Genomic DNA, 21,701 nt, shown 5'->3' on the forward strand with positions numbered 1-21,701 from the left:
ACGGCTGTTGCCGTTTCCATGACGGGTTGGCCTCCTCTGCGTGGAATCAATCCCCACAGCGATTTAGCGCAATCATCCTCACCCCTGTCTCAGGAGAGTGATCCCGATCCGACCGATTTCAGTGCCGAAGAGCTCGAACATCTGCAACGCCGGTTTGGCGTCCATGGACCTCAGACGCAACTGGCTCAATTGTTCACCCGAGGGGTTGATCAGCTCCAACCTCTGCGTGCCAACACCCTTTCGAGACTGCACAGGTTGAAACCTGTTATCCAAAGAGAAGCGAGTCGCCACAGGATCAATCCGATGTTGATCACGGCCATTCTCTTCGACGAAATTCAGCACTCCAAACCAGGAGAAGATCTGCCGTTCGTCGTTCACTCAGGTCTTGTGGAGACGCATGGTCCTGCGCAGCTCGGAATCAGTGAACTGATCCATCAAGGGCGGCTTCCTGTCGATCCCTCCCCGCAGCAGATTGCAGCTGCCCGCGACCTGCTGATGGATCCAGATGCCAATGTGGAGCTGCTGGCAGCGAAGCTGGCACGACTGAAAGGTGAGCTCGGACTGGAGCAAGAAGCAATCCTGATTGCAAGCCGGTCCTATGTCGATGCCAAAGCCATTGCCACCCTGGCCTACTTGCATAACGGCAAATTGGATTATCCCGCCAGGGTCCTGCGCTATATGCAAGACCCTGCACTTCATGGACTGATCTATTCCACGATCCGTCCAGCACCACTTCCTGTGATCTGAACAGCTGCCGCCTTTGCCTACGCCTGGCAGAGCTTGCCTAGGGCAGCAAGGCGATTCTGGAGTTCGGACCAGGAGAAGCTGCGGGGATCAGCCCGTGCTCCACCCAGGTCAACATGCCGGTGGGTGGTGATTGCAGCAGGATCGATCTCAAAGCGTTCGAGCCATCCATCCAGAACCAGAGCCAGGGCGTCGTACTGAGCGGCCGTGTAACCGCTGTGGTCGCCATGGCTGCCATGCCCATCATCCGGTGTTTCAAGACTGAGATGGAGTGCAAAGTTGTTGACAGAGCCATCGAACTCTGAATTGGTGACGGCCCACTCACCGAGAAACGCAGAGTATCCAGCGCCATAGGCCCGCTTGAGTGGATCCACCACATCCACGATCGATCCATCCAGACCGACCAATGAGTGATAGCTGACTTGATCCTCATCACGGGGATGGGGAGTCAGAAATGTGTTCACGGCCGAACTGAGGGAATAGACCGTTTCATGGAGGACCACAACCCGAGGAGCAGGGTTGATGGCCTGGCCCCATGGGTTGCTGCGGAAGCGATCTCCGTAATTGGTTGGGTCAGCAGGAATGGATTGGCGCAGCTGAGGCAGTTTGCGGCGCTTGTCGAGAAGTCGACTGCGCGTCGACTGATCAATCCCCGAACACTGCCGGGCAAGAGGTGATGACCAGGAAGCACCTTTTGGAGCATCAGGTTGCTGTCCAGGCAGTACCTTGTCCGAATCGGAGTCGCGAGCGACTTCATCCAGCAAATCCAACAGGGAAGGCTTGCGAGCGACGCCATCAGTGGACTTTTCTGCGGTGAAACCAACCAACGACAGCACTAGCACCAGCGTGGATGTTGTCGCGAGCAGAATTCCAGCTCCTGGAAGGCGCAGCAAGCCAAGAGACTTGAGCCACACACGGTTCAGATGATCTGGAACCATTGATCGCGGAGCAAACGAGCCTCCCTGGAAGCACCAGGGTCCCAGGCCAATCGGTGGCGTTCCACCCCGGCCTTCTTCAGGAATAGCTCCGTGCTGGCAATCCGGCCACGACGGTTGTAGATCACCTGACATTGCTCCGAACCTTGCAGCAGCTGCTGGCTGCGTTTCAGGTTTCGGCAACGCCAATTCCTGAGTGACAGCAACTCATCACCTGCAACAAGACCAGCGGATTCAGCGGAACCAGACGACACCGTGCGATCAATCCAAACACTTCCATCCGCTTCACGCAGGGTCCATCCCGCATCGGGATGAGCTGCCATCACAGGCTCGAGCTCAAGACCAAGGGCTTTCAGACAGGATACGATCGGGATCGAGTCACAGTCATCGAGCCAAGTTGGCAGTTGTGTGGCCAGTTCAGGGGAGTGGGCTGAGATGACCTCCATCAAATCGTGGCGGGTATAACCCCGCCCATGGATGCCAAGTCGGGCCCACAACAAACGCAGGGTTTCAGCCAGAGACGCACCGACCTGACGCAAGCGCACATCGAGGCAAAAGGCCAATGCGGTTCCCAGCCGGTAATAACTGATCTGACTCCGGGCATTGGCGGGGGACTGCTTGTAAAGCCGCACCCAGGCCTCCCGCGAGCTGTCAGCCAGGGACTGAATGCCGGTGCCTGGATTCAACAGCACGTGAGAAAGATCCGCAGCCAGATCTTCGAGCAGATCCAGACGACTGGAAAAACCGGAAAGCAGAGGCAAGGCCAGGTCGAAATAACTGGTGATGCCTTCAGCAAACCAAAGGCCCTCACTGATCACGGGCCGGTCGTAGCGGTAGGGAACGTATTCACTCGGTCGAAGTCGTCGAACGTTCCACTGATGCAGATATTCATGGCCAATCAGCTGCAACAAGCTGCGGGTTCCGCCCTCTTCCAGTAAGCGAGTCCAGGGGAACTGCATCACCGAAGAGTTGTCGTGCTCCAACCCTCCGTAACCGTGATCCAACAGTTGCAACACCAGCTGATAAGGCTGTCGCGAAGGTGGGTCGCAATCCATCAGATCGCACACTGATGAGCAGATGGATTCGATCTCCGCTGGCAGCGTTGTTGACCATCCCGAAGGCGGAGAGCCGATCAACACCAGTTCATGAGACACGGTCCTGACATTTAGCTTCTCGACATGAAGCTCACCGGCATGGACAGGTGCGTCCAAAAGATGGTCGAAGTCCTCAGCCCAAAAGGAGTTGTTGTTTCTTGGCAACGGGCAGACCACAGACCAAGAGCTAGGAACCACCACCTCCAAAACGTGTGGATTCCAGCGTTGACCCTCCACCAACATCACGACTGCGGAAAGGCAGAGTGACGCAAACACGGGATCGACGTGATTGGTGCGGACGGTCAGCTGCCTCGCTTCTAGGGCGTAGCGCAACGTGATCGGTTCTGAAACATGGCACTCAAGGACCCATGTCTCCGGTGAACGGCGACAGGGGACGAGAACTTGCCCAGCCTGCTCAACGGTGAGGCTGTGAAGATGCTGGGAGGGATCCCGGACGGTGTATGAACCCGGAGTCCAAACAGGCAGGGTCCAGGTTTGCCGAGCCTGAGTAGGACTCCATCGAAGTTCAACCCAGAGAAGCTGTGAAGCAGGAGTGCCGAGATCGAGCGCAACGTGAACGTCGGCCATCAGATGCCGGCAGTAACCGTCTCAGCGTCAAGAAACTCCGCCTGCCGCATGGCCTGATGAATGGCATAACGACGCAATACACGTCGCAGAGCGGGTTCGGTCTGTCCGGAACCCTGAGGTGCGGCTAAGTCCGCCACCAGATCGAAATGGGGTTGGTTATCACTGTGTTTCCAGCCCAGCTGCAGACCGGATGGATGCACGGCGGCAAGATCAACGGACTGATGCGTGTCGAAGGAGCTCACGACTCCACCTCGAAAGACCTTGAATCCTTCGCTGCAGAGAGCGATCTCAAGCAGATCGAGATCGGTCACCAATGTGGGCAGGATGGTCAAATGGGACATGTAATCGGAATGCCCGCGCAATCTGACCCTAGCCAGATGGACAGCGAGTGTTATCCCGCGTTGATCGTTCCAGCGATCGGGACATGGCCCAGGTTTGATTCACCCTTGCGGCTGGGGGTGATGGCCTCAGGAACAGGAACCAATTTTGAAGCGCTTCACAACGCCATCGCCTGCGGCGAACTGGATGCCCAGATCCGTGTCCTCGTCGTGAACAAAGCCGGCTGTGGAGCCAGTGATCGAGCCGAGCGCCTGGGGATCCAGTGTGAGCTCAGAGACCACCGCCTGTTTGCAAGCAGAGAGGAGATGGATCACGACTTGGTGCGCACGTTCCAGAACGAAGGTGTTGAAGCCGTTGTGATGGCCGGATGGATGCGCATCGTGACCCCGGTGCTGATCGATGCCTTCCCAGGCCGATTGCTCAATATCCATCCCTCTCTTCTCCCATCTTTTAAAGGCATGGATGCGATCGGTCAGTGTTTGAGCTCAGGCGTGACCGTGACTGGCTGCACGGTGCACGAAGTGCTGAACGATGTGGATGCCGGCCCAATCGTCGCTCAGGCTGCCGTGCCAATCCTCAGTGATGACACCAGGGAGCGACTCAGCCGCCGCATTCAGCGGCAGGAACACCGTTTGCTTCCCTGGGCGACGGCCCTTGCCGGTCAACGCTGGAGAACAGCAGCAACAACTCAGGGATAGAAGGGTGCCAATGGGAGGCCTTCACTGACCGGTAGTCCCGCCATCAGGTTCAGACACTGCACCCCTTGGCCAGCCTGTCCTTTCATCAGGTTGTCGACGGCGCTCATCAGCACCAGACGACCTGTGCGTCCATCCACCTGCACCGAAAGAAGAGCCTGATTGGTGTGCTTGGCCCATTTAGTGGCTGGATAGGTTCCCACAGGCAACACGCGGACGCAGGGGTGGTGGCGATACACCGCTTTGAGAACCGTTGTGCAGTCTTCGGCGGTGAGGCCGGGATCCCTCAATCGTGCGTAAATCGTCGAGAGAAGACCCCTGACCATTGGCACGAGATGAGGGGTGAACTGAATCTGAATAGGGCATCCCGCCACGCTGCTGGCGAGCTGTTCGATTTCCGATGTGTGGCGATGCCCCACAACGCCATAGGGACTGATCGACTCTGATGCTTCGGCCAGGAGCAGATTCTCCTTGGCAGCCCGACCGCCTCCGGACGTGCCGGTTTTGGCATCGATGATCAAACCTTCGGTCTCAATCAGCCCCTGTTTGAGGAATGGCAACAGGGGCAGAAGGCTGGTGGTGGGAAAACATCCCGGAGCTGCCACAAGCCTGGCCTCGGCAATCTCAGGGCCATGCCACTCAGGGAGCCCATACACCGCTTCTTTGCAGAGATCAGCGTCAGTGCGTTGATGGGTTCTTGCCTCATGCACATACACCGAAGCCCATTGATCAAGGCTGCGATAGCGGTAATCAGCGGAGAGATCCACCACCCTGACGCCCTTGTCGAGCAGAGGAGGCACGAGCTGACTGGCCAGACCGTTCGGAAGACTCAACACCGCAAAATCAGCGGCGGCTGCGATGCGATCCGGATCCGGACTCTCCACGGTGAGGTCGTCACACAGTGTCAGGAACTGGCAGATCTCGCTCCAGCGGCGTCCTGCGGATCGCTCACCTCCCAGGTAAGTGATGGCAAACCCTGAGTGAGCGTTCAGGAGGCGAAGGGTTTGCAGACCTCCGTACCCGGAGGCACCCACCACAGCAACCCGTTGAATCCCCATTCCGGCGATAGCACATCGATCGATCGTACCGACGTCGATAATGGATAAAGATTTAAGGACACCTGGACCGCTGCCCGATTCCGTTGCTCATACCAAGGGGGCTTCTCCCATGTTCGATTCCATTCCTGATGCACTCGCGGCCATCCGAAATGGAGAGTGCATCGTAGTTGTGGACGATGAACGACGGGAAAACGAAGGGGATCTGATCTGTGCAGCGCAGTTCGCCACCCCGGAACAGATCAACTTCATGGCCACGGACGCGCGTGGCCTGATCTGTCTGGCCATGGAGGGGGAACGCCTGGATGCGCTTGATCTTCCGCTGATGGTGGATCGCAATACCGATTCCAATCAGACAGCTTTCACGGTCAGCATTGATGCGGGCCCTGAGAATGGTGTTTCCACGGGCATCTCAGCGGACGATCGTTCACGCACGATCCAGGTGGCGATCCAACCGGGTTCCAAACCCTCGGATCTGAGACGACCCGGACATATTTTCCCACTCAGAGCCCGGCCAGGAGGTGTTCTCAAGCGAGCAGGACACACCGAAGCCGCCGTGGATCTTGCCCAGATGTCGGGCCTCTATCCATCCGGTGTCATCTGTGAGATTCAGAATCCGGACGGTTCAATGGCACGGCTTCCGGAGCTCAAGATCTATGCGCGTGAGCGTGGGCTGAAACTGATCAGCATTGAAGACCTGATTCGCTATCGCCTCGATAACGAACGCTTTGTGGTGAGATCGGCTCAATGCTCATTACCAACGGAATTCGGATCATTCCTCGCCATTGGTTACTCCAATGAGCTGGACGGCAGTGAACATGTCGCTCTGGTCAAAGGCGATCCCAACAACCTGAGAGAACCTGTGCTGGTGCGGATGCACTCCGAGTGCCTCACCGGTGATGCCTTCGGATCCATGCGTTGTGACTGCCGTGCCCAGCTGCACACTGCGCTGAAGCACATCGAAAAAGAAGGAGAAGGCGTTGTTGTCTATCTGCGCCAGGAAGGTCGGGGGATCGGTCTGATCAACAAGTTCAAGGCCTACAGCCTTCAGGAGGGAGGTCTCGACACTGTTGAAGCCAACGAGAAGCTCGGGTTTGCACCTGACCTGCGAAATTACGGAGTCGGCGCACAGATTCTCAGCGACCTTGGGATTCACCGGCTCAACCTGCTCACCAACAACCCCAGAAAAATCGCAGGCCTGGGCGGCTATGGCCTTGAAGTGGTGAACAGGGTACCGATGAAGGCTCCGATTGGTGATTTCAATGCCAGATATCTGGCCACCAAAAAAGAAAAGCTGGGGCATCTGCTGGATGCCATCCATCTCAGCTCTCACTGGGTTCTCTGTCTCGACAGCAACTCCACCGATGACGGGGTTCTTTCAGACCTGCTGCACCGTGTGGAACAACTCAGCGAGACAAGCGGCATTCAATTAAAAGCCGAGCAAGGGCCGCGCCTGCTGGCTTTATGGGAACGACCACGCTTCGTCTGGTCGCTGCAGGTCTCAGAGCCCGACACAGCCTCGGTCAAGTCGATGTTGATCACCATGGCGGGTTGGAAGGAAACCTCAAGACTCGGTCTCCTCCACACCGTGAACGAACAGCAGATCACTCATCCACCCCAAACATTGGAACGCAAGGAGCTCAAACGCAGCTCATTGGCTGATGCTTCAGAGGACACAGCCTGGTTCCCCGAAGGAAACCAGGCCGCCTTACTTCACTGGTCCTGAACGGTGACCTTTTGGATGCGAGTGCCGTTCTTGATGGCCATGACCACGTCCATATCACCGGTCAGTCCGAAGACGGTGTGGACACCATCCAGGTGGGGCTGAGCCTCATGGACGATGAAAAACTGGCTGCCCCCAGTATTGCGGCCGGCATGAGCCATCGACAGGGCACCGGGAACGTGCTTTTTGCTGTTGATCTCGCAATCGATCATGTAACCAGGACCGCCGGTACCAGGAGTTCCTCGTGAACCCTCACGGCTGTTGGGGCATCCACCCTGCGCCATGAAACCGTCGATCACACGGTGGAAGGCAAGCCCGTCGTAAAAGCCGTCACGCGCAAGCTTCACGAAATTGGCGACGGTGTTGGGAGCATCCTGTTCGAACATCTCCAGCTTGATATCGCCGGCGTCCGTGGACATGAGAACGGTCGTCAAGGCGTCAATCCGAAAACACCATGCTAGGCAGGTGGCTGTGCAGGCCGACCTCAACCACGCCATGAGTCAAACAGCCTCAGGTCCAGAGCTTGATTCCGCCCGGGTGGGAGTGATCGGTGGCAGCGGTCTCTATTCCATCAACAACCTGGAATCGGTGCGTGAGGTGCAAACCGACACTCCGTTCGGCAAGCCATCGGATGCACTCAGAGTCGGAACACTCAATGGCATTGAGGTGGTTTTTCTGGCTCGTCATGGACGTCAGCACCATCTGCTTCCCAGCGAAGTTCCCTATCTGGCCAATATCTGGGCCATGCGAAGCCTCGGCGTGCGCTGGCTGATTTCAGTGTCCGCCGTGGGATCGCTGAGAGAACACCTGAGACCACGTGACATGGTGGTGCCGCATCAATTCATCGACCGGACCAGGCAACGCCCTCAGTCATTTTTCGGAGACGGATGCGTTGCGCATATCAGCTTGGCTGACCCGTTCTGCCCAACCCTCTGTGATTGGCTGGCAACGTCAGCAGCGGCCGCCATCCCAACGGGTCACCATCTGCACCGTGGTGGAACCTATCTGTGCATGGAGGGTCCAGCGTTTTCAACCCGTGCAGAAAGTGAGCTCTACCGAAGCTGGGGTTGCGATGTGATTGGCATGACCAACCACACGGAAGCTCGCCTGGCGAGAGAAGCGGAAATCGCTTATGCCTCACTCAGCATGGTGACTGACTTCGACTGCTGGCACGACGATCATGACGCCGTCACCGTGGAGATGGTGGTCGGCAACCTCAAAGCCAATGCAACGGCAACCGGACCGATTCTGGAACAGTTGATGGGCAACTTCAGCAAAGAGCGTCCCGAATCGCCAGCGCACCGTGCACTGGAACATGCGCTGATGACGGCTCCCGAGGCGGTTCCTTCAGCGACCCGTGAGCGCCTCGACCTATTCACCAGTCCTTACTGGGGAAACGTTCAACCCTCAACAGGGAGAGACTTGCCCTGACTGGCCAGCGCTGATCTCAGATCAGCAGCATGAGCTTCAAGCAGGGCATCAGCTTCGTTCGCCTCCAGATCACAGCTGCCCATCAGCAGGGCACGTTTCACAGATCCCTGGGCGCGTTCCAACAGGATCAGAGCAACGTCGCGATTCACACCAAGTAGGTCTCTGAGCATCCGAATGGAGCGGTCGACAAGTTTGCTGTTGCTGGCAGCAACGTCGACCATCCGGTTGCCGTAAACCTTGCCAAGCCTCACCATCACTCCTGTTGAGAGGATATTGAGAGCCATTTTTGTGGCCGTTCCAGCCTTCAGGCGAGTTGAACCTGTCAACAGCTCAGGCCCTGTCAGCAGTCGAATGTCGATCGCGCATGGCAGAGGTGCCTGCTCCGAGGGAACACACGCCATGGCAATCGTGAGTGCACCGAGCTGCCTGGCATAACTGAGTCCACCTCGGACATAGGGAGTCGTCCCTCCCGCAGCGATCCCAACCAGGCAGTCCTCGGCGCGAAAACCACGTTCCTGAAGATCGGTCACCGCGGCAGATTCAAGATCTTCAAGACCCTCGGAGCTGCGCAACAGCGCTGGTGCACCCCCGGCAAGAATGCCCTGAACCAGCTCCGGTGGGCTGCAGAAGGTGGGTGGACATTCAGCAGCATCGAGAACGCCGAGTCGCCCTGAGGTCCCTGCACCCTGATAAAACAAACGGCCGCTTCGCTGAAGGCGTTCGGCAATCGCGTCGACGGCCTGGCTCAGAGCTTGTCTCGCTGCAAACACAGCCTCTTGTGGCCTGCGATCCTCCTCGATGAACAGCTCGACCAGTGCGTCGGTGGAAAGCTGATCAAGTTGATCACTCGCTGGATTCACCTGTTCGGTGAGGAGATAGCCCCGGTCGTCCGAGGGAGACACCAACGAGGAGCTGGACCCTGAGCCCATGGACGAAACGTCAGCCATGTTTAGAGAAGGCCCTCAAGACGCCGCCGCACATCATCAAGATCCTGGATGGAGGAGTCGGATGCGTCCTTGGATGCGAGGTCCTGCCCCTGGGTCGGATCCTGCTCCTGCCAATTGGCCACGTCACGATTGGCACTCGGTGGCGCCAGCATCAGCCGTTCATCATCCGACTGAGGCACAAAACCATCGGAGACGAATCGGGCCTCATAACCGGCTTCACGGCAGAACAACTCGATCTCCTCACGATCGAGAGCTTCAACGGTGGGAGTTGGAAAGTCCTGCGCTTCCAGTAGTCCGGCATAGCGATCAGCATCATCGCGGTTTTCAAACATCAACACCACCGTCTGACCTGAGAGCTCGAGGGAGTGAATGCCTTCGCTGTCCTGTCCTGCGTCGTACAGGAGCACGTGAACCAACATGCTGATCAATCGTCAACAGCAGTCTCTCATCGGAACAGCGGCTTAGAACGTGATGGCACGCTCGAGACTGAGTTCCTGCAAGCGTTGATAAAGCGCCCGTTCATCGTCATCCAGGGCCGCAGGGATCACGATCACGATTTCCACAAGTTGGTCGCCGCAATCGTCTCCAAGCTGAAGACCGCGACCGCGCAATCTCAGCAATCGTCCGCTGGATGAACCGGGAGGAACCTGGAGGGTCACCGGGCCAGAAAGAGTGGGTACATCAACGGCACAACCAAGCGCTGCGTCCGGAGGCAGCAACTCAAGTCGGTAATGCACCCGAAGACCATCAATGCGTAGACCGTCATCCGTGATCACTCGCAGATGCAGGAAATGATCGCGACCTCCCGGTGCAACACCCTCCAGACGTAACCGCCAACCATCTCCTGCCCGAGGCGGAGTCCCGACTTCAACCAGGGTGCCGTCACCGAGTTCCAACTCCACGGTTGTGCCCTGAAGGGCCTGATCCGGTGAGAGATCAACAACCGTTTCCAGATCGTCTTCACTGCGCACCGGTGGGGGTGGTTGCGGCGAGGCCTCAGGCCAGTGAGCCCCATAGGCCTGATCAGTCTCTGCGCTTGGCTCTGACGACTGCTCTCGCTCATCATGGTCTCTTGGAGCCTGTTCTCGACGAATAGGCTCTCTTCCCAGACCCAGGACAACAGCTAGGTAGTCCTCAAAATCGGGAAATCCAGTGCTGAAAGGGTCAGTTGCAGCAACTCCTCCGCGTTGGCGCGTCTGCCATTCCTTGCGCCGGTCAGGGTTGCTGAGTACCGCATAGGCCTCATTGACCAGCTTGAAGCGTTCTTCGGCGTGACGATCATTGCCATTTAGATCGGGATGCCAGCGTCTGGCTTCACGCCTGAATGCCCGCTTGAGAGCGTCTGGAGCTGCACCAGGCTCCAGACCAAGCAATGACCAGTAGTCCGGTTCAGCGGAAGTTGTCATCGTCCCAAGGATCAATCCCTCTTCGTCCACCGCTCATGCGTCCGTCGTAACGGTCGTAGCGGGATTGTGGCGATGCCCAGGGGTCATCATCCCAGTCGTCTTCAGCAAACAGTTCATCCTTAAGAGTGCCGAGAGTGCTTTTGATTCCCTGCAAGGGACCTGCCTCGATCTGACGCTCAGCCGTGAGGCGGCGGTTCAGACCGAATAAGGCTTCCTGAAGACCGCTCACAGCCATCTCGAGCTCTTGAAGATCATCCTGTTGCAGGAGATCCTGAACATCACGAACCGACATCTCCACCGCTCTTTGCTGACGTTCAGCTCCGTAAGGGCCGAGCTCCAGCGCAGCATCACGAAGGCGCCGCTCTGCCTGTGCCACCAGAGTCATCGCCGAATTGCGCCGCTCAATGGTGGAGCGCTTGCGACGGTCTTCATCAGCGCGTGCTTCGGCTTCAGCAAGGAGACCCTGAATTTCATCCTCACTGAGCGTTGATCCTCCTTGGATGGTCACCGACTGCTTCCGGCCCGTTGTCCGATCCGTTGCACTCACCTGAAGGATTCCGTTGGCATCGATGTCAAAGGCAACCTGAATCTGAGGCACACCACGTGGCGCGGGAGGAATACCCGAGAGACGGAAACGTCCTAGTGACTTGTTATCTGTCGCCATCTGGCGCTCTCCCTGCCAGACATGAATTTCGACAGAGGATTGATTGGGCTCCGAAGTACTGAACACGTCGGACTGACGAACAGGGATCTGGGTATTGCGCGGAATCAGAACCTTCATAAGCCCTCCGATGGTTTCCAAGCCCAGCGAAAGCGGCGTGACGTCATTGAGAAGCAGATCGCGCAATTCACCGGTGATAATTCCTGCCTGGACCGCTGCACCCACGGCAACGACCTCATCTGGATTCACCGACTGACAGGGATCATTGGGAATCAGAGTTCTGACCAACTGCTGCACCATCGGCATGCGGGTGCTTCCACCAACAAGCACCACATCATCTATGTCTTCAGCGGCCCAACCGGAATCTCTGAGCGCTGACTGAACAGGAACGAGCAACCGGTCGAGAAGATCAGGGCACAATCCCTCAAAAGTCTCCCGGTCGAGTGTTGTTTCGATGTGAAGAGGACCATCAGCGCCCGTAGCGATGAAGGGCAGAGAAACGGGGGTTGAGGTCACCCCTGAGAGCTCCTGCTTGGCCTTTTCAGCAGCTTCGGTGAGTCGTTGCAGTGCCTGACGATCACGCCTCAGGTCGACAGCGTGCTCTTTGAGAAACGCTTCCGCGAGCCAGTCAACAATGCGCTGATCAAAGTCGTTGCCCCCCAGTTGGGTGTCTCCATTGGTGGCTTTGACATCGAAAACACCATTGGCGATCCTGAGCAGCGACACATCGAAGGTTCCGCCGCCGAGATCAAAAACGAGTGCGCGACGGACTGCACTGCGATCAAAGCCATAAGCGAGAGCAGCAGCGGTGGGCTCATTGAGAATCCGCTCAACATTGATACCCGCCAAACGACCGGCATCGCGAGTGGCCTGACGCTGGGCATCATTGAAGTAGGCGGGAACAGTGATGACTGCAGATTCCACCTCTTCTCCGAGATAGGTCGAAGCGTCATCCACCAGCTTGCGCAGGATGCTGGCCACGAGTTCCTCTGGGGCATACTCTCGCTCGGTCTGAGGACACGCCACTCGGACATTGCCCTGGCTGTTGGAACGGACCGTGTAGGGAACGGTGAGGGATCCGTCGTCAAGCTCATCCCAGGCCCGACCAACAAAACGCTTGAGGTTGGAGAAGGTGTTGCGCGGATTGAGAACCAGCTGACGTCGAGCTGGTTGACCCACCAGTAGTTCGTTGTCTTTGGTGTACCCCAAGACAGAGGGGGTCGTGCGGGTCCCCTCCGCATTGGCAATCACCACGGGCCGCCCGGCCTCAAGAACAGCCACGACGGAATTGGTAGTACCCAGGTCGATTCCGACGATCCGGCCCATAAAAGCCTGTGTGGAATCCCACGGTAACGGCCCAAACAGCTCTCACCCAGCCCCCGCACACGCAATCCCACAGGGTGTGTTATTGAGCTCTTAGTGACCCGGGTCCCGTTGGACCGTTACGTTTCAAGGGTCTGTGCAGAACAGAATGCCTAGGTCGTTGGAGCTGTACCGCTTACGGCGACGTCCGCCAATGGAGAAATCGGTGGATGGCGGCTTCAGGATCCTGGCGATCGTGCTGGCCTCCTTGGTGGCAATAGTTCTACTGGCGATTCTCATCGTGGTGTTCTGGGGATCGCTGGATTCGATGGGCCGATATGGCTGGTCATTTCTGGTGACCTCCAACTGGAATCCCGTCAAAGATGAATACGGGGCCTTCACAGCCATTTATGGAACGCTGCTGACATCGCTGCTGGCCCTGCTGATTGCTGTGCCTCTCGGCGTAGGAACTGCGATTTTCATCACCGAAAACATCATTCCCCTAAGAATCCGAACGTTGATCGGGTTGATGGTGGAGTTGCTGGCGGCGATTCCCTCAGTGGTGTTGGGGCTTTGGGCCATCTTCGTGATGGAACCGTTCATCCGTCCATTTCTTGAAGTTCTGCACAACACCCTCGGCTGGCTGCCTTTCTTTTCAACAGATCCCATGGGACCTGGAATCACACCAGCGGTGTTGATTCTGGTTGTGATGATTCTGCCGATCATCACGGCGATCTCCAGAGACTCACTCAACCAGGTACCGATGAAGCTGCGTCAAGCCGCATACGGCGTAGGCACAACACGCTGGGGGGCCATTCTCAACGTGATGTTGCCCGCTGCCATCTCAGGAATTGTGGGTGGTGTGATGCTGGCCCTGGGACGTGCCATGGGCGAAACGATGGCCGTCACCATGATCATTGGCAATTCGAACACCTTCAGCTGGTCACTGCTTGCACCTGGGAACACCATTTCAGCCATGCTTGCCAATCAGTTTGGAGAAGCCGACGGAAGCCAAGTTTCGTCGCTGATGTATGCAGCATTCATCTTGATGATTCTCACCCTGGCGGTGAACCTTCTTGCCCAATGGCTGGTCAAACGTCTGAGCCTCAAGTACTGAACTATGACACTTTCACCACCAGCAAGTCTGAGGCGAGACATTCCAGACCTGTCATATAAGGGGGGATTGAGGCGCAATTTACTCAGCAGAATTCTCACGTTTCTGGCCGGATTATTCTCAGCAATAGCCGTTCTTCCGTTAATTGCTGTACTGGCATATGTGCTGATCAAGGGTGGTGGAGTTCTCAACGTAAGTCTGTTCACTGCATCATCCACAGGACTTGAAGGTGGCGGAATTGGCAATGCGGTAATCGGAACCATCATCGTCACCTTTCTATCGGCTCTGATCGCCATTCCAGTCGGGGTAGGAGGTGGGATTTTTCTCGCTGAGTATTCAGGAGGGGGAGTCTTTGCAAAGTTTATTCGCTTCGGGACCAACGTCATGGCTGGTGTCCCATCCATTATTGCCGGTGTCTTTGTTTATGCCGTGATCGTCAAAACAAAGATTATTTTCGGAAACTCCTACAGTGCAATTGCAGGGGGAGTTGCATTATCGATTTTGATGTTACCGACGGTCATCAAAACCACCGATGAGGGGCTCAAGCTAGTTCCCGACGACCTCCGTCGCGCCTCATTGGGTGTGGGCGCATCCAAGTTCATCACGATTCTGCGAATCACCCTTCCTTCAGCCTTCACACCCATTGCCACGGGTGTGGTGTTATCGATTGCGAGAGCAGCAGGAGAGACAGCACCTTTAATCTTCACGGCCTTATTTTCACCCTTCTGGCCTGAGGGGTTCGATGCAATTTTCAACCCGATTGCCACACTTTCAGTACTGATTTACAACTTTGCGACTCTGCCCTATGAATCTCAGAACGAACTCGCTTGGGCAGCATCGTTCGTACTTGTTCTATTTATCCTGCTCATCAATCTGTTTGCTCGGTGGCTAAGACGTTTTGCCTCCAATTGAGGCACCACTCTTTACCCGATCACTTGACATCCATTTTTTTCAAAAAGTCAGTCACTCCTCATGACTTCCACCAGCCAGAAGAGCAACGCAGATTCAAAAGACATCTGCCTCTCGATTCAGAACACCACAATCAGCTACGGCAGCTACGAGGCTATCAAGAACGTTTACTGCGATATTCCTCGAGGCAAAGTCACTGCATTTATCGGTCCATCAGGTTGCGGAAAATCAACGGTTTTGAGAGCACTGAATCGGATGAATGATCTTATTGATGGCTGCCGCCTGAAGGGTCGCGTTCTATTCGATGGAGCAGATCTTTATGGCCCCTCAGTGGATCCGGTAGAAGTGCGGCGCCGGATTGGCATGGTGTTCCAGCAACCGAATCCGTTTCCAAAAAGTATCTACGAAAATATTGCTTTCGGAGCTCGAATCAACGGATATACCGGGGATATGGATGAGTTGGTTGAACGGTCCCTACGCCAGGCTGCAGTTTGGGATGAGTGCAAAGATAAACTCAATGAGAGTGGGTACTCCCTATCTGGTGGTCAACAACAACGCCTCTGCATTGCACGCACAATCGCGATTCAACCGGAAGTGATCCTGATGGATGAACCCTGCTCAGCTCTAGATCCAATCTCGACATTGAAAATCGAGGAAACAATGCATGAATTGAAGAAGAGTTTCACAATCGTGATTGTGACTCACAATATGCAACAGGCCTTGAGAGTGAGTGATATGACCGCCTTCTTTAATGCTGAAGCGGTCGAAGGAGGATCTGGGAAAGTCGGCTATCTCGTCGAGTTCAATGAAACAGAAATGATCTTCAATTCACCCTCTCAACAAGCCACGCAGGATTACGTCTCAGGTCGATTCGGTTGATAAAGAGTTTGTTGGATGAATTGGAGCTATCAGGCAGCAGATTAGTCATTGGAGATCGCTCACTGCGATCGTGCCAATAAAAAACCGGTCCAATAGGACCGGCGGAAAACGGAGAGGGAGGGATTCGAACCCTCGATAGAGTTGCCCCTATACAGCATTTCCAGTGCTGCGCCTTCGACCACTCGGCCACCTCTCCAGGGGCTCGTCTGGCACGTCAGAATGTAGCAGGGCGTTTCCATATGAACTTAATGAGGCCGACTCATCGGGTCACGATCCACTGGAGACAGCAAGGGCGGGTGATTTCCCATGAAGTGCCGGAGGGCGATTACATCCTGCAGAGCTTTGAACAACAGGGAGATCCACTGCCTTTTTCGTGCAGAAACGGATGTTGCACAAGCTGCGCTGTTCGTGTTGAGCAGGGTGAACTGGATCAACAGGAAGCGATGGGACTTTCCAGAGAACTGAGGGCCAAGGGCTATGGGCTTCTCTGCGTTGCAAGAGCCATTGGCCCGCTTGTCGCGGAAACTCAGGATGAGGATGAGGTCTACGACCTGCAATTCGGTCGTCACTTCGGCCGGGGCAAGATCACCCGCGACATCCCTCTTGAGGAACTCGAAACCTGGAAGGAATGAGAAAGCAATATCTGGATTGCGATGCAGCCGCCGCAGAAGCCGGGCTGACGTCGTTGAGACTCGAAGAACTCAGTCAGGTCGCCAGAACGACAGCTGATCTGGGTGGATCGGTCCTGATGCAGCATTACGGACAACGCGTCTCAATCCGAGAGAAAGGACGAGCCGGAGATCTGGTCACCGATGCGGACCTCGCTGCCGAGAAAGCCGTACTGAGAAGTCTTGGCGAAGCAACTCCTGAAATTCCAGTGTTGGCAGAGGAATCAGGAGCACAGGGTGATGTTTCCGAAATGTGCTGGTGTGTTGACCCTCTCGATGGCACGACGAATTTCGCGCACGGATACCCCTTTTTTGCCACATCCATCGGCTTGCTCTGGAGAGGTCTACCGATCCTCGGGGCTGTAGCTGTTCCATTTTTGCAGGAGGTGTTCTGGTGCTGTCCTGGCACAGGAGCGTTCCTCCATGACCATCGCATCGAGGTGAGTGGCTGCTCGTCGCTACAAGACAGCCTGCTAGTCACGGGATTCGCCTATGACCGCAGGGAGCGCTTGGACAACAATTACGCGGAGTTCTGCCGGCTAACCCATACAACAAGGGGTGTGCGCCGCGGTGGTGCGGCAGCAGTCGATTTGGCCTACGTGGCTGCAGGACGACTCGACGGTTACTGGGAGCGAGGCTTATCTCCCTGGGATCTGACAGCTGGTGCTGCTTTGGTAGTGATCGCAGGAGGAGACGTCAGTGATTACGGAGCACAGAATTACGACGTTTCATCCGGTCGGATTCTGGCCACTGGCCCTGGGCTGCACAGCGCACTACAGAAAGAACTCGAGGGGATCGAACCTTTCGCAGAACAGCTCTACGCGGACTGAAACCCAAGCCATGGGATCCTGATCGAAGCAGCGACAGGCGCGATGGCCCTGCAACCCGCCTCAGGCGTGAGAGATCTCAATCCTCAGCAGGTTCAACGCAACCAGGAACTCAGGGAAACACTGGCCGCGGTGTTTCGCCTTTGGGGATACGAGGAAGTCACGCCTCCCAGGATTGAACGGATGGACACGCTCAAGGCTGGAGGAGCCATTGACAGCCGAGACATCGTTCGACTTGTTTCGGATGAACCACTGGGCTTGAGACCAGAACTGACAGCCTCCATTGCCAGAGCAGCCTGCACCAGGCTATTAGAGCGTCAACGACCACTACGTCTCTGGAGTTGCGGAACGGTTTTCGAGTCCAGAACCGCCGACGAAGGCGGTCAGTGCATTGAGGAGAACCTGCACTGCGGGGTTGAGCTGTTCGGAGGCCTGGGTGTTGAGTCGGAACTGGAGTTGTTCAGTCTCTTGCTGGCATCGCTGAAGGGTCTGAACCTGAACGCGAGCCATCAAGCGAGACTATTGATCGGACACACCAGCCTGATGGACCTGTTGCTCGAACCCTTTGAGTCGAAGCAAAGACACAGGATCCGCACCTGCCTCAGTCAGTACGACCGACTGGGACTGCAGGAGATGGGTTTAGAGCGCGCTGCCCATCACAATCTGGCTTACTGGCTTGACCGACGAGGCAGTCCCCAGGACATTCTCAACGCGCTGGATGCGCAGTATCCGAATCAATCGGTGCTGAAGCAACTTCAGAGACTGTTCACGCATCTGCGCCCTCTTGCTGAACAGTTGGGTCTGACACTGCAACTCGACCCCACATTCCAACCTCATTACGAGCTTTACGACGGAATCGTGCTGCAACTGGTCTGTCAAGGAACATCCGCTCCGGTTGTTATTGCGCGCGGCGGACGATACGACTCACTGGTCAGGAGACTTGGCGGTGAAGGCGCTGAGGCAACCGGTCTGGGTTTCAGCTACTGCGTTGATGACATCCGGGATCTGCCGGGAGATTCGATCACCACAACCCATGAGGAGAGCGCGGCACTGATCTGTTATGGGCCCAAACAAACTCTGGAGTCGGCACTGCAACGCCAGATGGCTCTGCACCAACAGGGAAGGATCAGCGTGCTGGATCATCGTGCCTGCAGCGATCATGCTGAAGCACTAGATCGACTGAATCAATCGGGCTGCGACAGTCTCGAATGGATCGATACATAGGATCAGTCGGCACTGAATGGATGCATGGCCCACACGATCGTGACCGATGTCTGCGAAGGCGCGGGCGATTGCGTCGACGCCTGCCCTGTCGCTTGCATCACAGCTGGGGACGGTCAAAACACAAAAGGATCTGAGTATTACTGGATTGATTTCGATACCTGTATCAACTGCAGCGTCTGTCTACAGATCTGCCCCATCGAGGGCGCAATCCTGCCAGAGGAACGATCAGACCTCCAACGCCCACGGACACGCTGACGTACGGAAAACTCACCAAGGGACCTCTTGATCAGCAGCACCCACCCTGACTAATTTTCTACAAGCTCATGCGTGCTGATGTCGGTGCTTGAACAGGGTCAGATTCAGATCCATACCGAAAACATTTTTCCAATCATCAAAAAGGCCGTTTACTCAGGCCACGAAGTATTTCTAAGAGAACTTGTCAGCAACGGTACTGATGCCATTAGCAAGCGCCGCATGGCAGCAATGGCAGGCGATTGTTCTGAAGGAGATGAGGGACTGATCAACATCACTGTTGATCGAGAAGCGAAGACGGTCAAAATCAGTGACAACGGAATCGGCATGACTGCCGACGAAGTGAAAAAGTACATCAACCAGGTCGCCTTCTCCAGTGCAGAGGATTTTCTGGAGAAATACAAACAGGAATCGGATGCCATCATCGGGCATTTCGGTCTTGGCTTCTATTCGAGCTTCATGGTTGCCAAGGAGGTGGAACTAATCACATATTCAGCCAGTCCTAACAGTGAAGCGGTTCGCTGGGTATGCGACGGGTCACCCGCATTCAAACTTGAGAGTCACGAAAGATCTGAGCCTGGCACAGATGTCATCCTTCATTTAATGGATGATGAATTGGAGTACTTGGAGCCTGCAAGGTTACGCACACTGATTACTCAGTACTGCGACTTCATGCCCATTGATGTCCAACTCGAGGGCGAAAGCGTCAATAAGCGTAACCCAGCCTGGAGGAGAAATCCTAGAGAAATGTCCGATCAGGACTATATCGACCTTTACCAATATCTCTACCCATTTCAGGGTGATCCCCTCCTCTGGGTTCACTTAAATACCGACTACCCCTATACGCTGCAAGGCATCCTCTACTTTCCTCAATCCGTAGGGCGAGCTGACTGGGAAAAGGGCGACATTCGCCTGTATTGCAACCAAGTCTATGTGAGCGATTCAATCAAAGAAATTGTGCCACGCTACTTGTTACCTCTTAGAGGAGTGATTGACTCTCCCGATATTCCTTTGAATGTGAGCAGAAGCGCTCTTCAAACGGATCGCAAAGTTCGGTCAATTGGCAACTTTGTTGCCAAAAAAGTTGCTGATCGTTTGAAAAATCTAAAGAAAGATCAACCAGAACAATATGCAGAAGTGTGGGATTCTCTAGCACCCTTTGTTAAAATCGGCGCCATGGAAGATGAAAAGTTTGCCGAGCAGGTTTCAGATCTGATTCTTTTTACAACAACGGCAGAAGCAGCTGAAGGACAAGCAGAACCCATCAAGGCCGGAGACAACAATTACACCACCTTGTCCTCGTATCAGGGCAGGCTTTCAGACCCGCAATCCAAACGGATTCTCTACTGCACTGATGAAGTAGCCCAGGCAGGTGCTTTGTCACTTTGGAAAAGCCAGGGAGCTGAAGTGGTTTTCGCCGAAACGGTTATTGATAGTCAGTTTCTGCCCTGGCTTGAAGCAACCAATGATCAGTTCAAATTCCAGAGAGTGGATGCGGAGCTCGACGAGAGCCTTCGCGACGAAAAACCGGAAATCAGTGACCAGGATGGTGAAACGCAGAGTGAGTCGATCAGAAACCTGATCAAGGAAGCACTAAGCAATGACAAAGTCACGATCCAGGTGCAGGCGCTGAAAGGAGGTGAAGACGCTCCACCAGCCATGATCTTGCTTCCGGAGCAAATGCGTCGCATGAATGACATGGGTGCTCTGATGGATCAACGTTTGCCAGGATTACCCGATCATCACGTGCTGCTGATCAACCGTCGGCATCCACTTGTCGAAGGCCTGCTGCGATTGTCTGCAGGAAGTGTTCTGCTCGGAACCGAGCAGTCGTCCCCGAGCAAGCAACTGGCTTCAGAACTCGCACTGCACCTGTATGACATGGCACGACTGGGCGTGGGAGGACTGGAACCCAATGAGCTGGCGGGCTTCCAGACACGCAGCGCCAAATTGATGTCCGAGCTAGTCAACAAGGGGACCTGACCAGGTCTGTTTGCTAAATTGGCTGCTTGGCCTTTGGCCACTGAAACAAAGGATCGTCATCATGTCCCGGGTGTGTCAGCTCACTGGTACGCGTGCCAACAACGGAATGGCAGTGAGCCACTCCCATATCAGAACCAAAAAGCTGCAGCAAGCCAATTTGCAGCAGCGGCGACTCTGGTGGGCAGAAGGCAACCGCTGGGTCAATCTGCGGATCACAACCCGTGCCCTGAAGACCATTCAAAAGAAAGGTCTTGGTGCCTATGCCAAGTCCCTTGGCATTGATTTGGCTAAAGTCTGAATCGTTACTGACATGCCTCAGCTTGTGCTGAAACGTCGAGACTTCCTCGGCATCACAATGACTGGGGCTGCAGCTCTGTTCTGGAAACCGTCAAAAGCAAAGGCCCTTGGAGGCAAACTCCCCGAGATTGGAGAGCATGCACCCGACTTCAACCTGCCAGGCACTCTGGGGGGAGGCGCGTCAAAAAATTGGAATCTTGACGACTGGTCCGGTCGCTGGCTGGTGCTTTATTTCTATCCGAGAGATTTCACGTCTGGTTGCACGATTGAAGCCCATGGCTTCCAGGAATCACTCAAAGAGTTCAACGCTCATCAGTGCGATGTTGCTGCTGTTTCAGCAGACAGCGTTGATGATCACGAATCATTTTGCAGCAGCGAAGGACTGGACTTCACGTTGCTTTCTGATCCTGAAGGCAAAGTCAGTCGACAGTATGGGTCGTGGATGGCCCCTTACTCACTCCGGCACACGTTTTTAATCGATCCGAAAGGTGTTTTACGTGCAAGCTGGACCGGTGTCAGACCAGTTGGGCATGCTCAGGACGTGCTAAAGACTTTGTTGTCAGAACAGAGTAACTCCATTGCTTAACAGATTCTCTGATGAGCTGGATCGTGGAGTTAAACCAAAATC

General features: G+C 55.5%; 23 protein-coding genes and 1 tRNA gene. 14 read left to right on the forward strand and 10 right to left on the reverse strand.

Translation table 11 applies throughout. The annotated features are described in order from the left end of the window. Nucleotides 1-18 precede the first annotated feature (18 nt). A complete protein-coding gene (locus tag SIB42_RS10370; protein ID WP_197459883.1) occupies nt 19-747 on the forward strand; it encodes a helicase DnaB in 729 nt (242 codons plus the stop codon). A 17-nt stretch (nt 748-764) separates the two neighbouring features. On the opposite strand, the gene SIB42_RS10375 is transcribed toward SIB42_RS10370, so the two are convergent. The 3 genes from SIB42_RS10375 to SIB42_RS10385 are packed head-to-tail and all read right to left on the reverse strand — an operon-like array spanning nt 765 to nt 3,702. Then, entirely contained in the window at nt 765-1,682 is a 918-nt protein-coding gene (locus SIB42_RS10375; RefSeq protein WP_067094701.1) for an N-acetylmuramoyl-L-alanine amidase, read from the reverse strand. Beyond that, a complete protein-coding gene (locus SIB42_RS10380; RefSeq protein ID WP_067094704.1) occupies nt 1,664-3,361 on the reverse strand; it encodes a M61 family metallopeptidase in 1,698 nt (565 codons plus the stop codon). The genes SIB42_RS10375 and SIB42_RS10380 overlap by 19 nt, the downstream gene beginning before the upstream one ends. After that, nucleotides 3,361-3,702 carry a DUF1257 domain-containing protein gene (locus SIB42_RS10385; RefSeq protein ID WP_067094708.1) on the reverse strand — a complete coding sequence of 114 codons (342 nt, stop codon included), beginning with the start codon at nt 3,700-3,702 and terminating at the stop codon, nt 3,361-3,363. The genes SIB42_RS10380 and SIB42_RS10385 overlap by 1 nt, the downstream gene beginning before the upstream one ends. Before the next feature lie 36 nt (nt 3,703-3,738). On the opposite strand from SIB42_RS10385, the gene purN reads away from it, so the two are divergent. Then, complete coding sequence (gene purN, locus SIB42_RS10390) at nt 3,739-4,398, forward strand: phosphoribosylglycinamide formyltransferase (protein ID WP_231856400.1); 660 nt, start codon at nt 3,739-3,741, stop codon at nt 4,396-4,398. Here the strand turns inward: purN and argC are convergent. Then, nucleotides 4,389-5,453 carry an N-acetyl-gamma-glutamyl-phosphate reductase gene (argC, locus tag SIB42_RS10395; RefSeq protein ID WP_067094715.1) on the reverse strand — a complete coding sequence of 355 codons (1,065 nt, stop codon included), beginning with the start codon at nt 5,451-5,453 and terminating at the stop codon, nt 4,389-4,391. The two genes, purN and argC, sit on opposite strands and share 10 nt — an antisense overlap. Nucleotides 5,454-5,562: 109 nt before the next feature. On the opposite strand from argC, the gene ribBA reads away from it, so the two are divergent. Further along, a complete protein-coding gene (gene ribBA, locus SIB42_RS10400) occupies nt 5,563-7,176 on the forward strand; it encodes a bifunctional 3,4-dihydroxy-2-butanone-4-phosphate synthase/GTP cyclohydrolase II (protein WP_156485178.1) in 1,614 nt (537 codons plus the stop codon). Here the strand turns inward: ribBA and SIB42_RS10405 are convergent. Next, entirely contained in the window at nt 7,164-7,592 is a 429-nt protein-coding gene (locus tag SIB42_RS10405; RefSeq protein WP_369818442.1) for a peptidylprolyl isomerase, read from the reverse strand. The genes ribBA and SIB42_RS10405 overlap by 13 nt on opposite strands. A 76-nt stretch (nt 7,593-7,668) precedes the next feature. Between SIB42_RS10405 and mtnP the strand changes: the two genes are divergently transcribed. Further along, nucleotides 7,669-8,604 (forward strand): S-methyl-5'-thioadenosine phosphorylase, encoded by a 936-nt coding sequence (gene mtnP / locus SIB42_RS10410; RefSeq protein WP_067095087.1) that lies wholly within the window; start codon nt 7,669-7,671, stop codon nt 8,602-8,604. On the opposite strand, the gene murQ is transcribed toward mtnP, so the two are convergent. Genes murQ through dnaK form a run of 4 tightly spaced genes read right to left on the reverse strand, consistent with a single transcriptional unit; the run spans nt 8,574 to nt 12,944 of the window. After that, a complete protein-coding gene (gene murQ, locus SIB42_RS10415) occupies nt 8,574-9,551 on the reverse strand; it encodes an N-acetylmuramic acid 6-phosphate etherase (protein ID WP_231856401.1) in 978 nt (325 codons plus the stop codon). The two genes, mtnP and murQ, sit on opposite strands and share 31 nt — an antisense overlap. A gap of 2 nt (nt 9,552-9,553) precedes the next feature. Further along, nucleotides 9,554-9,970: a DUF3110 domain-containing protein gene (locus SIB42_RS10420; protein ID WP_067094722.1), complete on the reverse strand. Its 417-nt coding sequence runs from the start codon at nt 9,968-9,970 to the stop codon at nt 9,554-9,556. A 42-nt stretch (nt 9,971-10,012) separates the two neighbouring features. Beyond that, a complete protein-coding gene (locus SIB42_RS10425; RefSeq protein ID WP_067094725.1) occupies nt 10,013-10,957 on the reverse strand; it encodes a DnaJ C-terminal domain-containing protein in 945 nt (314 codons plus the stop codon). After that, the gene (gene dnaK / locus SIB42_RS10430; RefSeq protein ID WP_067094728.1) at nt 10,941-12,944 is read right to left on the reverse strand and encodes a molecular chaperone DnaK; all 2,004 of its coding nucleotides are present in this window, start codon (nt 12,942-12,944) and stop codon (nt 10,941-10,943) included. Before dnaK ends, SIB42_RS10425 begins: the two co-directional genes overlap by 17 nt. A gap of 145 nt (nt 12,945-13,089) precedes the next feature. On the opposite strand from dnaK, the gene pstC reads away from it, so the two are divergent. Genes pstC through pstB form a run of 3 tightly spaced genes read left to right on the forward strand, consistent with a single transcriptional unit; the run spans nt 13,090 to nt 15,822 of the window. Further along, nucleotides 13,090-14,037, forward strand: coding sequence for a phosphate ABC transporter permease subunit PstC (gene pstC / locus SIB42_RS10435; protein ID WP_067094731.1), 948 nt, complete (start codon nt 13,090-13,092; stop codon nt 14,035-14,037). Between the two features lie 3 nt (nt 14,038-14,040). Then, entirely contained in the window at nt 14,041-14,946 is a 906-nt protein-coding gene (gene pstA, locus SIB42_RS10440; RefSeq protein WP_067094734.1) for a phosphate ABC transporter permease PstA, read from the forward strand. Between the two features lie 60 nt (nt 14,947-15,006). After that, nucleotides 15,007-15,822, forward strand: coding sequence for a phosphate ABC transporter ATP-binding protein PstB (gene pstB, locus SIB42_RS10445; protein ID WP_067094737.1), 816 nt, complete (start codon nt 15,007-15,009; stop codon nt 15,820-15,822). A gap of 109 nt (nt 15,823-15,931) precedes the next feature. Here the strand turns inward: pstB and SIB42_RS10450 are convergent. Next, nucleotides 15,932-16,018, reverse strand: a tRNA-Ser gene (locus SIB42_RS10450). Between the two features lie 52 nt (nt 16,019-16,070). Here SIB42_RS10450 and SIB42_RS10455 point away from each other — a divergent pair. The 7 genes from SIB42_RS10455 (at nt 16,071) to SIB42_RS10485 (ending at nt 21,659) form a co-directional block, all read left to right on the forward strand. Next, nucleotides 16,071-16,454, forward strand: coding sequence for a 2Fe-2S iron-sulfur cluster-binding protein (locus SIB42_RS10455; protein WP_067094742.1), 384 nt, complete (start codon nt 16,071-16,073; stop codon nt 16,452-16,454). Then, nucleotides 16,451-17,320: an inositol monophosphatase family protein gene (locus SIB42_RS10460; protein ID WP_067094744.1), complete on the forward strand. Its 870-nt coding sequence runs from the start codon at nt 16,451-16,453 to the stop codon at nt 17,318-17,320. Before SIB42_RS10455 ends, SIB42_RS10460 begins: the two co-directional genes overlap by 4 nt. Before the next feature lie 42 nt (nt 17,321-17,362). Further along, nucleotides 17,363-18,541 (forward strand): ATP phosphoribosyltransferase regulatory subunit, encoded by a 1,179-nt coding sequence (locus SIB42_RS10465; RefSeq protein WP_067094747.1) that lies wholly within the window; start codon nt 17,363-17,365, stop codon nt 18,539-18,541. A gap of 24 nt (nt 18,542-18,565) precedes the next feature. Continuing rightward, nucleotides 18,566-18,796 carry an indolepyruvate ferredoxin oxidoreductase subunit alpha gene (locus tag SIB42_RS10470; RefSeq protein ID WP_074160736.1) on the forward strand — a complete coding sequence of 77 codons (231 nt, stop codon included), beginning with the start codon at nt 18,566-18,568 and terminating at the stop codon, nt 18,794-18,796. A gap of 78 nt (nt 18,797-18,874) precedes the next feature. Then, nucleotides 18,875-20,776 (forward strand): molecular chaperone HtpG, encoded by a 1,902-nt coding sequence (htpG, locus tag SIB42_RS10475; RefSeq protein ID WP_067094750.1) that lies wholly within the window; start codon nt 18,875-18,877, stop codon nt 20,774-20,776. Between the two features lie 61 nt (nt 20,777-20,837). After that, the gene (rpmB, locus tag SIB42_RS10480) at nt 20,838-21,074 is read left to right on the forward strand and encodes a 50S ribosomal protein L28 (RefSeq protein ID WP_066907589.1); all 237 of its coding nucleotides are present in this window, start codon (nt 20,838-20,840) and stop codon (nt 21,072-21,074) included. A 27-nt stretch (nt 21,075-21,101) separates the two neighbouring features. Then, nucleotides 21,102-21,659, forward strand: coding sequence for a peroxiredoxin (locus SIB42_RS10485; RefSeq protein ID WP_369818443.1), 558 nt, complete (start codon nt 21,102-21,104; stop codon nt 21,657-21,659). Nucleotides 21,660-21,701 lie beyond the last annotated feature (42 nt).

The organism is Synechococcus sp. MIT S9508 (assembly GCF_047303045.1).
GTDB lineage: Bacteria > Cyanobacteriota > Cyanobacteriia > PCC-6307 > Cyanobiaceae > Synechococcus_C.